The organism is Methylomonas sp. HW2-6, from assembly GCF_052474525.1.
Window position 1 is genome coordinate 4,183,620 of the sequence record NZ_CP184124.1, and the last position, 12,488, is coordinate 4,196,107.

Genomic DNA, 12,488 nt, shown 5'->3' on the forward strand with positions numbered 1-12,488 from the left:
TATCTATGGATATTTCTTTCAAAAAAAGTCTTTCAACTAGAATAAAACATAAATGTAACACCGGAAAAAATATGCAGAATCAACCCACTCCTGAACAAATACAATTTTCTGAAGAATTAGGGAAATTTATAAATTTAGCATTTGATGACCTTGTCGACATAGCGAACAACAAAAACACCAAATTATTTGAAGAGCTCTACTATAACAGAAAGAATCAATGTGATGAGTTCTACGCCTTAATGTCCGATCAGCATAGCACGGCGCAAAACGTTCTGATAGTTGGTGGCGCTGGTGTTGGAAAAACAAGCTTTATGCATAAGTTACTAAATAACTGCAATCCTAAGAAAATATTTCCAATATTTCTCGATTATAGAAGAATTGTCCCTAGAACAAAGGAAGGACTGTTATTATTTTTCATAGGAGAGATTGAAAAATATTTCGATGCCATTTCCTATCCAATTCACACATTAAAGCCAACCAACACAATCGATCAAAATTTCCAACACGCATACGATCATCTTGAATTACTTACAAGAGAAAAAAACAATAAATTACTTGCAGTTTTTCTAGATGATTTTGACTACGCCGAGGAAGAGTGGGGGGAGTTATTGAAGTATTTCCTTCCTTTTTCTAATAGCAGGAATGTCAGCTTAGTTCTGTCAGTTAGACCGCCTTTACTAAATGCTATTGACAACTATGATGATCGATTTCGGTATAGTTATATTAGAAAAGCCAGACAAATTGAGCTTGCCCCAATATCAGTCGAAAACGTTATATCCCTTAGATTGGCGCCAGTATTGTCTGAAAGTAACAAGACAAACAAGCTATATGGCATCTTGAAAGACCTTTTTAGCCGAGAAAATGAACTATGTAAAATTGCCCGAGAATACGGCGCTATCGTCGACGATCTTCCAAGATTTGAATATCCCTTAACTATCAAACATAACACATTTATGCAGAGAATCACAAGCGGAGACTTGCGTGAAACATTTGCTATAGCGTATGAGAGCCTGAAATATATTCTAGAAAATCACTCAGCTCTGGAATCGCGAACAGAGGAAGGAACTGAAAGAAAAATTATAGGCCGCGAAGGAGTTCTAAAAATATTGTTCGACTCCAAAGATTCTGGATATAAGATCATTAACTTACACAAAGAGAGGTCACGTAAGTCTAACAACTCCCTCTACTTTAATATTCTCGAAGGGGTTAAATTATTTCGCGCCAACAACATTAATTTTTACAAAGCCTTGACGGCACTTGGCCATTCGGAAAATGATATTGACGAAGGAATTCGATTCCTTTCATCAAAGCAAAACAAGTTTTTTTATGAATTTGGGGAACCAAAAGAAATTCGACTTACTTCTAGTGGTTCAAAAAAGCAACCAAAGACTAGAATTGTTCGAGAGTACGAACCGCTTCCAAAGCTAGATATTTATCTAGAAATCTGTAATGATTGGGCGGAGTATATTGACCGATGTGGCCAGCCTGGCAAATCAGTGGATCAATATCTATGAGTACCAATCTGATGCTTGATGTTGCCGAAGTGGCATTAACTAGGCTACCAATCAATTCGTCCGTGTGTTTTGTTAATATTGATGATATACATAAAGATATATTAGCAGGCAAAGGGATGTGCAAAATAAAAGCAACGGAAAGCGATATCAGAAATGCACTTAAGACAATTTTCCCAATTTATAAAAACAAGAGAAAGAATATAAAATTATTCAAAATTTCCAGCAATGTGGCATATAAATCACTCCGAAAATTGGATATAAAACTTAGGCCGCTTTTGCATATTATTAAAAAGTAGGACGCTTGAAAATGTTAAATAATTTTTTTTCAAAAAGATGCCAAAAGTGTTTTTTCTATCAAGACAGCAGTTGCGTGCTAAGCAAGAGTTTGTACCTGCCTTGTGATATGAAGGTGCAGAAAATTCGCGGTATAACAAATATCGAATTTTACGTTAATTATGTTACGGCGAAGCATTTGAGCAGACGAGCTTTGTATTTCTCCCTTTTGGCTCTAGTTGTTTCTTTCCTTACATTGATTGTCAATGCGGTGAAGAAATTTCCTGATTTTTGGGATGCATTAGCAGGTTGGTGAAAAACTCTTTTTTGCCTTTGACTGACTCTATATTTAGCCCGCGTAGGGCGTATTAGCGATAGCGTAATACGCCGCATGATTAAAAGCCAACTTGCGGCGCAATACGGCTTAGCCTATTGACGCCCTACCCAATTACACCTTACGGCCTTGGCTTCGGTTCGTATTGCATCACCCGTCCAAATTCCCTCGTTCCGAATCCTCTGAACGGCGACCCGCGCGCGGTAGTTCAGTTCCCGATTATAATTTGCTCCCCGCCGCTTCGGCGCCAGCGTCAACCGACTTCCGCAACATGGCCTACCCGTTCATCATCCGCCGCTGGAGCGCCTGGGCTCCGGGCTTGCAAACCCAGGATGACTGGCAACAATTTGCGGCCGGCCGGAAACCGCCGGATCATCAACCCCCGCCGCCGCTGCAATACACGCCCAAACCCTTGCAACGCCGGCTCAGCCCACTGGCGAAGGCGGCGATCTTCGCCGTCGAGCAATGCCTGGCGCCCGGCGAGCAAATGCCGGCCGTGTTCAGCTCGTCGCACGGCGAAATCGGCAAATGCCTGGACATGCTGAACGATCTACAGCGCGGCGAGGAATTATCGCCGACCGCGTTCAGCCTGTCGGTACACAATGCGATTGCCGGCCTGTTTTCGATCACCTACGCCAACCGCTGCGAAATCAATTGCGTCGCCCCCGGCGCCGGCGGGCTCGGACCGGGACTGATCGAAGCGCTGGGCTTATTACACGCCGGACACGGCGAAGTCCTGCTGGTGTATTACGACGAAATATTGCCGGATTTCTTTCCTTCGGCCGATTTTGCGGTCTCGTTACCCTTTCCCTGCGCAGCCGCATTGCGGCTGGCGCTTGACGGCCCCGGCCTGGCGCTGGAATTTTCGCCGACAAGCTCGACTCGTCAGGATGGCGAGCAACCGCTACAATTGCCGGCCTTTATCGAATTCCTGGCCGCCGACCAATCGGAATTGCATTTGGGAAACGGCGACCGCGGTTGGCAATGGCAAAAACTCTGAGTCACAACATCAACTATCTTTGGCGACTGGCGGCAACCGCAATCAGCTTCGCCTGTTTCGGCCTCGGCGGTGTGCTGTTGTGGTTGGTGGTGTTTCCGTTGCTGGCGCTGCTACCCGGCGACCGCCGCCGCAAAGCCTGTCGCGCCCAAACCATGGTTCATCTGAGCTTTTATGCCTTTATCGGCTTGATGCACCGGCTGGGCGTGATGAGCTATCAAATCTGCGGCGGCGAGAAACTGAACCGCCCCGGCCAACTGGTGGTCGCCAACCACCCGACCTTGGTGGATGTGGTATTTCTGCTCAGCCGCATCAAGCAAGCCAGTTGCATCGTCAAAGCCAGCTTGTGGCGCAATCCGGCCATGCGCGGCTCGATCCTGCATGCCGGCTACATCAGCAATGCCGATTCGCAGACCATGATCGCCGATTGTGCGGCATGGCTGAACGGCGGCGGCGGTCTGATCGTGTTCCCGGAAGGCACCCGTTCGGTACCGGGCCAGGTCTACCGCTTCCAGCGCGGCGCCGCCGCGATTGCCCTGGCCGCCGACTGCGTGTTAACCCCGGTGACCTTGACTTGCACCCCCAGCACCTTGACCAAGAACCTGGCCTGGTACCGGATTCCGCCGCGGCGGTTTCATTTACGGATGGACGTCGGCGACGACATCGACCTGAGTGATTACCGCCGACTGCAGCCGCACTCGATCGCGGTGCGCCGGCTGACCCAAACTTTATTGGATTACTTCACCGAACAACGCCAAGCTTATGAGCAACACCGAAACTGAATTGAAACGCCTGATCGTCGATACGCTGGCTTTGGAAGACATCGACGCCGCCGACATCGACAGCTCGGCGCCGCTGTTTAACGGCGGGCTGGGGCTGGATTCGATCGACGCCCTGGAATTGGGCGTGGCGATCCGCAAGCAATACCAGGTTAAAATCGACGCCGAACAGGACGACGTGGCGCAGATTTTTTCGTCGGTTGCGGCTCTGGCTCAATTTATCGATTCCGCGCGCAGTTAACAGCTTATGAAAAATCGTGAACAAATTTTGGCCGCCATCCAGGACATCATGGTGGAAATGTTCGAAATGGACCCAGACCGCATCGAACCGGAAGCCCGCCTCTACGAAGACCTGGATTTCGACAGTATCGACGCGGTCGACATGATTGTGCGTCTGAAAGAACTCACCGGCAAAATGGTGAAACCCGAGGATTTCAAAACCGCACGCACCATAGGCGACGTGGTCGAGGCCGTCCACCGCCTGATGCAGGATTGAGATGGCGCCGGGCTTGAATGCGCTGATCGGCCTGTTAACCGCGCTGTATCCGGCGGCGGTGTATTTCGGCCTGCAATACCTGCAACCCCGGCTCATCGCGCTGGCACTCGGCGCGATGTTGCTATTGCGCTTGGCTCTGGTCCGCGCCGACTGGAGCAAACCATTGTTGCTGGCCGGCTTGGCCTACGCCGGCTTTACGTTCTGGAGCAATCAGGCCGTGGCTTTACGCTTTTATCCGGCGCTGGTGAATGCGGTGATGCTGGCGATATTTGCGGCCAGCCTGCTCCATCCACCTTCGATCGTCGAACGTCTGGCCCGGTTGAAGCAACCCGATCTGCCGGCGCAAGGCGTGTTGTATACCCGGCGCGTGACCCAGGTCTGGTGCGGCTTTTTTATCGTCAACGGCGGCATCGCCGCGGCGACCGCGCTGTGGAGCAGTTTCCAGGTTTGGAGCCTGTACAACGGCCTGATCGCGTACCTGCTGATGGGATTGCTGTTTGCCGGCGAATATTGGGTCAGGCTGCGCACGCTGAAACCGGAATAAGCTCTTGATTGCGCTGGCCGATTTACTCAGTGCCGAGCGGACCGGAACCGTTGCCAGACACGGCGGCCGCGATTACAGCTTCGCCGAATTTCGCGCGGCGGTCGATGACTGGCGGGAATCGTTGTCCGCTGAAAACGGGCAAAAATATGCCTTGTTCTGCCACGACGCCTACCCGTTTGCGGTGTTGTTGTGCGCGCTGTGGCACGTCGGCAAGCAGGTCTGGCTCGCCGCCAACAACCGGCCCGGCACGGCGCAGCAACTGCAACAGGCCGGCTGCCGGCTGATCGGCGACTGGCAAGCCGGCTTCGATTACCGGCTGGACCAGGAACCAACCACAACGCCGGTTTTCGGCCGTCTGCAGCCGGACGCGAACAATCTGGCGATTTTCACCTCCGGCTCGACCGGCGCGGCCAAATCGATAACCAAATCCCTCCGACAGTTGCAAGCCGAAGTCGACACGCTGGAAAGGCTTTGGGGCCGGGATTTGGCCGGCAGCCGGATTCTGGCAACGGTCAGCCAGCAACATATCTACGGCCTGCTGTTCCGGGTGTTGTGGCCGCTGGCGGCCGGCCGCACTTTCCACAGCGAAACGGCGTTGGATGCCGAACATCTGGCTCGACAAGCCGCAGCCGGTCCGGCTTGCTGGGTCGCCAGCCCGGCCCATTTGAAGCGGCTGGCGGCCGATGCGCCGTGGCCCAGTCTGGCCGGGCTTTCCGCCATTTTCAGTTCCGGCGGCCCGCTTCCGGCCGAGTCCGCCGCGCAGATTGAGCGCCATTGCGGCCGGGCGGCGCTGGAAATCTACGGTAGCAGCGAAACCGGCGGCATCGCCTGGCGCCGCTATCCCGATCCGGTCTGGCAATTGTTCGACGGCCTGAGTCTCGAACTAATCGACGGCAAGGCCTACCTGAGTTCACCCTATTTGCCGGACGATAACACGCTGGAACTGGACGACAGGCTGGATTTGCAAAGCAAGGACCGTTTCCTATTGCACGGCCGCCGCGACCGTATCGTCAAAATCGAAGAAAAACGCTTATCTCTAACCGAATTGGAACGGCATTTGGCGGATAACCCCTGGCTGAGCGAAGTCCATGCCCTGGCCTTGGCCGGCAGCCGCGACCAGTTGGCGGTCTGTGCGGTACTGTCAGCAGCCGGTAACGCGGCGATGGCCGCCCACGGCCGTAAAGCCTTGATCGGCAAGCTGAAGGAAGCTTTGCAGCCGTGGTTCGAAGCGGTGTTGATTCCGCGCAAGTGGCTATTTCTGTCCGCCATGCCGACCACCGTGCAAGCCAAACTGGACAGCCAATTGCTGCAAACCTTGTTACAGAGCAACGACCGCATGCCGCTGTTGCAAACCGCCGACTTGCAGCCGGACACCGTGGTGCTGGGTTTGAAAGTGCCGCGCCAGCTGCGCTATTTTGCCGACCACTTCCCGGGTTATCCGATTCTGCCCGGTGTGGTGCAGATCGGCTGGGCCGAGCATTTCGGCAAACAACTTTTTAACATCAACGCGCCGTTTAGCCGTTTGGAAGCCGTCAAGTTCGCTAAACCGGTCCGTCCCGATTATGAATTGCAATTAACGCTGGACTGGCGCCGCGACAGCAACAAATTGAATTTCCGATTCAGCCAAGCCGAACAAGTCTATAGTTCCGGCCGTTTGGCATACGCAGCGGACCCATCATGAAAACCTGTTTGGTCATCCCGGTTTACAACCACGAACGCGCGATCGTGCCATTGCTGGCGCGATTGGAACGCTTCGGTTTGCCTTGCATTCTGGTCGACGACGGCAGTAGTCCGACATGCCGGCAAGTACTGATCGAGTGTGCCGCCCGACACCGCAGTTGGATCACTCTGCTACAACGGCCGAGTAACGGCGGCAAGGGCGCGGCGGTAGTCGACGGTTTTCAAAGGGCCATCGCCCAGGGCTTCAGTCATGCGCTGCAAATCGACGCCGACGGCCAGCATGACGTGGACGATATTCCCAAATTTCTCGAGCTGGGCTGCCAACATCCGGAAAAAATGATCTTGGGAACCCCGCAATACCAGAGCGACGCGCCGAAAAGTCGGGTTCATGGCCGAAAAATCACCAATTTCTGGATCGCAGTCAATACCTTGTCGACTGCTATCGGCGACGGCATGTGCGGCTTTCGCCTGTATCCGTTGACGGCAGTCGAGCAATTGCTGGCCGGCAGCCGGCTGGCGCCCGGTATGGCGTTCGATATCGATATCGTAGTGCGTCTGTACTGGCACGGACAGGAGGCGGTCAACCTGGCGACCGCCATCCGCTACCCGCTGGACGGCGTTTCCCATTTCGATTTATGGCGGGACAACTTGAAGATTTCGGCGGCCCACGCCTGCCTGTTTTGCGGCATGCTGCCTCGTATCCCCCGCCTGCTGGCGCGGCATTGGCGATGAAAACCAAGCGGCATTGGTCGCAAATGCAGGACTGGAGCCTGGCCTGGGGTATGCGCCTGTTGTTTGCGGTCTACCGACTGTGCGGACGGCAGATGCTGCAAGTCTTTCTCTACCCGGTCGTGACTTATTACTGGCTGGCAAATTCCGCGGCCAGACGCGCCAGCCGCGATTACCTGGCCAGATTGGCGGCTTTCCAGTCCGAGGTGAAGCTATCGGGTAGCCTGTTCGATAGCTACCGCCACTTCCTCGGCTTCGCCAACGCCATTATCGACAAACTGGCCGCCTGGTCGGGTCTGATCGCGGTAAACGATGTCGAATTCTCGGGCCGCGAACAACTATTGGCGGACCTTGCCGGCGGCCGTGGCGCCTTGTTGCTGGCTAACCACCTGGGCAATCCGGAAGTATGCCGGGTCATGGCCGACCGCGACGCTGCCGTCAAGATCACGGTATTGGTGCATACCAAGCACGCCGAGAAATTCAATCGCCTGCTTCGCCGTTACAACCCGGACAGTGCGATGAATTTATTGCAAGTCACCGAAATCAATGCCGCCACGGCCATGCTGCTGGCGGAAAAAATCGAACAGGGCGAACTGGTGGTGATTGCGGCCGACCGCACGCCGGTCAACGGCGGCCGTACCCTGACCGTCGATTTCCTGGGGGCGCCGGCCCGATTGCCGCTCGGGCCCTTCGTATTGGCCGGCCTGTTGAAATGCCCGGTGTATTACCTGTTTTGCGTCAACCGCAAGGGCAGACACCAAATCGTGTTCGAACGAATCGGCGAAGCGTTGAGTTGGCGGCGCGAACAGCGGGAGGCCGTTATCCAACAAGCGGCCGCGCTTTATGCCCAGCGGCTGCAACAGCATACATTGCAAGCGCCGTTGCAATGGTTCAATTTCTACGATTTCTGGCAGACATAAAAAAGCCGCCGTTCAAAAGAACGGCGGCCTAAGCGGTATTGCCCAGCGGGGCGGCGGACACCGGACCCGGTGTCGTTACCAGGTCAGAGTAAATACCGATCTAACGTTTTTCGCCGGGGCGTAGGTATAACCGGGAGCGGAAATACTGTTGATGGTATACACGCCGGATGCCGCCCTGACTTGTTTCGACGGTTTGGAGGTGTGAAACACGATACCGTCGGTTCCGGTTTTAGCAACCGAAGAACCGGACAGCGCACCCGACCAGATGCCGGTTACCACCGCATTCGGCACCGGGCGGCCTTGGGCGTCAACCACTCTGAGCAAAATCATCCCGGTAGCAGTGGAGCCTCTGGCAACCATCAAGCTGGCGGAGCCCACGGATACCGATTTCACTGCCGGCGCGGTGACAACCACTTGCACCGATTGGGTATCGGTCAAATTGTACTCGTTGGTTACGGTCAGTTTTGCGGTAAAGGTACCGGCGGTTTTGTAGATATAGACCGGGTTGGCACTGGTGGAGCTGCCGCCGTCGCCAAAGCTCCATTGGTATTTGACGATATTGCCGTTGCCGATGGATTTGTTGGCCGAGAAATTGACGGTCAATGCGCTAGGCCCACTCAAGGTAGAAGCATCGATCACCGCAGCCGGTGCGGCGGCGCCGGCATTGGCAACCGAGAACGAGCCGGTAATGCTGTATTGGCCCAAGCTGGCGTAGGTCGGATAGCCGTAATCGGTGCCGGCAGCGGCATGAGCGCTGCCACTAACCGCCAGATAGTAAACGCCGGCAGGGACCGTGCTACTGATCGTTGCCGCCAACGAGGTTTCCGACGCACTGGTCGCAACCACGCTGCCATCGGCTTTGTAAAGCGTCGTTTTGACATCCAGATTCGGACCTTTCGCCGCCGGTTTCACGCTCAGATTCACCAATCCGCCGGCCGTATTGACGATAAACATATCGATATCGGCAGCGGTTTCGATCACACCGAACGTGCTGACATTTGCTGTGGCGCCGGTTGCGGTATTGTTCAACGAGCTGGCGTTGCCGAAAAGATTACCGAAATCATCAATGCGCGCATTAAATCCGGCGGATGCCATCACCGCCAGATCGTTTTGCTGGTTATTGGCACCAGGATAAACACCGGCACTCCACTGAGTCACATTTTTGTAGTAACCAACCCCCATGATCGGCGCCCAGCCGGTTTCGCCGGTACCGTGGCCGCTGTAATAACCTACCGTGGTGGTCCCGGAATTATGGCCGTCATGCAACAAGCCCAGGGTATGGCCGGCTTCATGCGATATCGCTTCCGCAATGTATTTTTCATTGTTGGCCAGCGATTGTTGGAACACCCATGCCGGTTGGTAGTAAGTGTTATTCACCATCGATACCACGCCGACGTAGGCGACACCACCGCAGTTGCAACTAATGGTGCCGGTTTTGGTGATCACGACTTGGGTGCCGTAACTGGTATCGGCGGAACTGGTGCGAAGCAGCGCATCGCTGCTGGGCGGCTCGGTGGTGACGTCGACATCGAAGGCAATGTAATCCTCGGCCACCCGGTTCCAGATGCTGATGATATTGCTGCGTTCGTTATCGTCGAACACTGCCGGGTTACCGCTCAAATCGTAGGCCGGAGCGGCGATGGTCGAACTGCTCCAGGCGGTTTTACTGGCGGTGTAGCCGACGAAATTCAGATAAATGGTCTTGCTGGCGCCCGGTTTGCTGTGCAATTTGAAGGCATTGGCCAGCTGCGCGGTAGAAGCGATCGGTACCGTGGTATTGCTGGTCGTCGCTGTGGTTGCACCGCCCGCCGTTTCGGGTTCGTGCGCGCCGGGATTACCGGCATCTTGGTCGACGTAAAACATCCTATTGTTCTCATCGACCCGCAACGAATCGTCGCTGAGTAGCATTTCCCGCAATTTGTCGGATGTCAGGCCGTAACCGTCAGCTACCTTGGTCAGTTCGGCCCCTAAAAAATCGATGGCGTGTTGCCCTTCGTAATTGACCGGCAGTTCGACGGAAGTCACTGCGGCTTGAGCGGGCACAGTGCTGCCGGCGGTCGCCGCTTGCAATGGATCGCTGCCGTCGCCGTTGGCTCCGGTATCGATGATTTGTTTGATTTTACCGGCCTGGTCGACTTGAACCATGTAGTTGCGGCCACGCATGACGCTATTGACCAATTCGCGGTTTTGGTCGAGATCTTTGCCAAGCAACTGAGAGGTATCTGCGGCGAATGCCAGAGAGGCGGAGCTTGCAGCAATGGCAAAAATGCCCGCCGCAACTTTGTTGAGCGTTTTCATATCGGTCACCTTTATATCATTGAACTGCAACAGGCACACCAACCGATCCAACCTGTTGCAGTGACGGCTTTGGGGTATCGCCGTCGAGTTAATGGAATGCACGGAAAACTAAACTCGCTGAGTTTGCTTTCTGCACGGTTCATTGTTGCGAGCATTGCGCCGGCGTTCTTTGAAGTAGCTCTAACTTAGCAAGACGCAGAAACCAGCCTTGGCGAATAACTTGAGCCAGTCTTCAAAAAAGCCGCGCGCGGCAACCATTAAACTTGGTTAACCCGCCGCCGCGGGATGTGCGAAAATTCCGGACGTTTTGATTTACACAACCGGCATGTCCAACTCATCGTTACGCTACCCGGCCGGCTTCCGGCTCAACTCGAATCGCACACCGACGCCGTGACCCAACTGCCGCCCGTACTGTTCGACGGCTCGCCGTTGCCTATCGAGTCCATCACCGATCTGGCCCGCCAACGCCGTGGCGCTGGGTTAAGCGATAATCCGGACTTTGCCGCCCGCATCGACCGTGGTGCCGCCTTCGTCGACCGGCTATTGCAGGAAGAAGGCTGCGTCTACGGCGTCACCACCGGCTACGGCGACTCCTGCACGGTCGCCATTCCGGCCGATCGAGTTGAAGAATTACCGATTCATTTGTACACCTTTCACGGCTGTGGTTTGGGTCATCACTTCGACGCCGAACAAAGCCGCGCGATTGTTGCCGCACGCCTGGCCAGCCTGGCTCAAGGTTATTCCGGCGTCAGATACAAACTGTTGCAACAAATCGCACTATTGCTGCAACACGACGTTTTGCCGTTGATTCCGCAGGAAGGCTCGGTCGGTGCCAGCGGCGACTTGACGCCTTTGTCTTATTTGGCCGCGGTGCTGGCCGGCGAGCGCGAGGTGCTGTACCGCGGACAACGCCGCCCGACCACAGAGGTGTTTGCCGAATTGCATATCGAAGCCTTACGCTTCCAACCCAAGGAGGCTTTGGCGATCATGAACGGCACCGCGGCTATGACCGGCCTAGCTTGTCTGGCTTTCGACCGCGCCACCTATCTGGCCGCACTCTGCACCCGCATCACCAGCCTGACGGTGGCGGCCTTGCTGGGCAACGCCTACCACTTCGACGCCAAATTGTTTTCGTTGAAGCCGCATCCCGGCCAGATGCGGGTTGCGGCCCGAGTCCGCGCCGATCTGCAAATCACCAGCGAAGCGCCGCGCAACGACAAGCGCTTGCAGGACCGCTATTCGCTACGCTGCGCGCCGCATGTGATCGGCGCCCTGGAAGACGCCCTGCCCTGGCTGCGGCAACTGATCGAAACCGAATTGAACAGCGCCAACGACAATCCGTTGATCGATGCCGACGGCGAACATGTCCTACACGGCGGCCATTTTTACGGCGGCCATATCGCGATGGCGATGGATACTTTAAAAACCGCCGTCGCCAACTTGGCCGACCTGATGGACCGGCAGCTGGCGCAACTGGTCGACCCCAAATTCAACCACGGCCTGCCGGCCAATCTGAGCGGTGCCGACGGCGACCAGGCGCCTTTGAACCACGGCTTCAAGGCAGTACAAATCGGCGTCTCGGCCTGGACCGCCGAAGCCTTGAAACTGACCATGCCGGCCAGCGTGTTCTCCCGTTCCACCGAATGCCATAACCAGGACAAAGTCAGCATGGGCACGATCGCCGCCCGCGACTGCATTCGGATTCTGGAACTGACGGAACAAGTGGCGGCAGCGTTATTGATCGCAAGCTGCCAGGCGCTCGAACTGCGTGGCGACCCGGACCGCAGCGGACCGGTATTGCAAGCCACCCTGCACCAAGTGCGCGAACACGTAGCGTTTTTGGCCGGCGACCGGGCGTTGGAAGCCGATTTGCGCCGCTGCCTGAGTGCGATTCGGCAGCAACAATGGCAACTGTATCCGTAAC

Annotated in this window: 12 protein-coding genes; 11 read left to right on the forward strand and 1 reads right to left on the reverse strand. The window is 55.1% G+C overall.

The window, feature by feature from the left end; all coding sequences use genetic code 11:
* Positions 1-71: 71 nt before the first annotated feature.
* The 10 genes from ACH518_RS19980 to ACH518_RS20025 all read left to right on the forward strand — a co-directional run bounded on the left by ACH518_RS19980 (position 72) and on the right by ACH518_RS20025 (position 8,266).
* Positions 72-1,514 (forward strand): ATP-binding protein, encoded by a 1,443-nt coding sequence (locus tag ACH518_RS19980; RefSeq protein WP_445371371.1) that lies wholly within the window; start codon positions 72-74, stop codon positions 1,512-1,514.
* The gene (locus tag ACH518_RS19985; protein WP_445371372.1) at positions 1,511-1,810 is read left to right on the forward strand and encodes a hypothetical protein; all 300 of its coding nucleotides are present in this window, start codon (positions 1,511-1,513) and stop codon (positions 1,808-1,810) included. Before ACH518_RS19980 ends, ACH518_RS19985 begins: the two co-directional genes overlap by 4 nt.
* Before the next feature lie 582 nt (positions 1,811-2,392).
* Entirely contained in the window at positions 2,393-3,121 is a 729-nt protein-coding gene (locus tag ACH518_RS19990) for a beta-ketoacyl synthase chain length factor (RefSeq protein WP_445371373.1), read from the forward strand.
* The gene (locus ACH518_RS19995; protein WP_445371374.1) at positions 3,106-3,900 is read left to right on the forward strand and encodes a lysophospholipid acyltransferase family protein; all 795 of its coding nucleotides are present in this window, start codon (positions 3,106-3,108) and stop codon (positions 3,898-3,900) included. Before ACH518_RS19990 ends, ACH518_RS19995 begins: the two co-directional genes overlap by 16 nt.
* Positions 3,881-4,138 carry a phosphopantetheine-binding protein gene (locus tag ACH518_RS20000; RefSeq protein ID WP_140914219.1) on the forward strand — a complete coding sequence of 86 codons (258 nt, stop codon included), beginning with the start codon at positions 3,881-3,883 and terminating at the stop codon, positions 4,136-4,138. The genes ACH518_RS19995 and ACH518_RS20000 overlap by 20 nt, the downstream gene beginning before the upstream one ends.
* Before the next feature lie 6 nt (positions 4,139-4,144).
* Positions 4,145-4,393 (forward strand): acyl carrier protein, encoded by a 249-nt coding sequence (locus ACH518_RS20005; protein ID WP_278210934.1) that lies wholly within the window; start codon positions 4,145-4,147, stop codon positions 4,391-4,393.
* Position 4,394: 1 nt separating this feature from the next.
* The gene (locus ACH518_RS20010; RefSeq protein WP_445371375.1) at positions 4,395-4,937 is read left to right on the forward strand and encodes a hypothetical protein; all 543 of its coding nucleotides are present in this window, start codon (positions 4,395-4,397) and stop codon (positions 4,935-4,937) included.
* 4 nt (positions 4,938-4,941) lie between these two features.
* Positions 4,942-6,618 (forward strand): AMP-binding protein, encoded by a 1,677-nt coding sequence (locus tag ACH518_RS20015; protein WP_445371376.1) that lies wholly within the window; start codon positions 4,942-4,944, stop codon positions 6,616-6,618.
* A complete protein-coding gene (locus ACH518_RS20020; RefSeq protein WP_445371377.1) occupies positions 6,615-7,349 on the forward strand; it encodes a glycosyltransferase in 735 nt (244 codons plus the stop codon). The genes ACH518_RS20015 and ACH518_RS20020 overlap by 4 nt, the downstream gene beginning before the upstream one ends.
* Positions 7,346-8,266 (forward strand): LpxL/LpxP family acyltransferase, encoded by a 921-nt coding sequence (locus ACH518_RS20025; protein WP_445371378.1) that lies wholly within the window; start codon positions 7,346-7,348, stop codon positions 8,264-8,266. Before ACH518_RS20020 ends, ACH518_RS20025 begins: the two co-directional genes overlap by 4 nt.
* Before the next feature lie 75 nt (positions 8,267-8,341).
* On the opposite strand, the gene ACH518_RS20030 is transcribed toward ACH518_RS20025, so the two are convergent.
* Positions 8,342-10,564 (reverse strand): PKD domain-containing protein, encoded by a 2,223-nt coding sequence (locus ACH518_RS20030; RefSeq protein WP_445371379.1) that lies wholly within the window; start codon positions 10,562-10,564, stop codon positions 8,342-8,344.
* Positions 10,565-10,849: 285 nt separating this feature from the next.
* On the opposite strand from ACH518_RS20030, the gene ACH518_RS20035 reads away from it, so the two are divergent.
* A complete protein-coding gene (locus tag ACH518_RS20035; protein WP_445371380.1) occupies positions 10,850-12,487 on the forward strand; it encodes an HAL/PAL/TAL family ammonia-lyase in 1,638 nt (545 codons plus the stop codon).
* The last annotated feature ends 1 nt before the right edge of the window (position 12,488 follow it).

What these genes read in the sequence shown, in the direction of transcription:
- ACH518_RS19980 (WP_445371371.1), top strand. Translation starts at nt 72, where the DNA reads ATGCAGAATCAACCCACTCCTGAACAAATACAATTTTCTGAAGAATTA.
- ACH518_RS19985 (WP_445371372.1), top strand. Translation starts at nt 1,511, where the DNA reads ATGAGTACCAATCTGATGCTTGATGTTGCCGAAGTGGCATTAACTAGG.
- ACH518_RS19990 (WP_445371373.1), top strand. Translation starts at nt 2,393, where the DNA reads ATGGCCTACCCGTTCATCATCCGCCGCTGGAGCGCCTGGGCTCCGGGC.
- ACH518_RS19995 (WP_445371374.1), top strand. Translation starts at nt 3,106, where the DNA reads ATGGCAAAAACTCTGAGTCACAACATCAACTATCTTTGGCGACTGGCG.
- ACH518_RS20000 (WP_140914219.1), top strand. Translation starts at nt 3,881, where the DNA reads ATGAGCAACACCGAAACTGAATTGAAACGCCTGATCGTCGATACGCTG.
- ACH518_RS20005 (WP_278210934.1), top strand. Translation starts at nt 4,145, where the DNA reads ATGAAAAATCGTGAACAAATTTTGGCCGCCATCCAGGACATCATGGTG.
- ACH518_RS20010 (WP_445371375.1), top strand. Translation starts at nt 4,395, where the DNA reads ATGGCGCCGGGCTTGAATGCGCTGATCGGCCTGTTAACCGCGCTGTAT.
- ACH518_RS20020 (WP_445371377.1), top strand. Translation starts at nt 6,615, where the DNA reads ATGAAAACCTGTTTGGTCATCCCGGTTTACAACCACGAACGCGCGATC.
- ACH518_RS20025 (WP_445371378.1), top strand. Translation starts at nt 7,346, where the DNA reads ATGAAAACCAAGCGGCATTGGTCGCAAATGCAGGACTGGAGCCTGGCC.
- ACH518_RS20030 (WP_445371379.1), bottom strand. Translation starts at nt 10,564, where the DNA reads ATGAAAACGCTCAACAAAGTTGCGGCGGGCATTTTTGCCATTGCTGCA.
- ACH518_RS20035 (WP_445371380.1), top strand. Translation starts at nt 10,850, where the DNA reads ATGTGCGAAAATTCCGGACGTTTTGATTTACACAACCGGCATGTCCAA.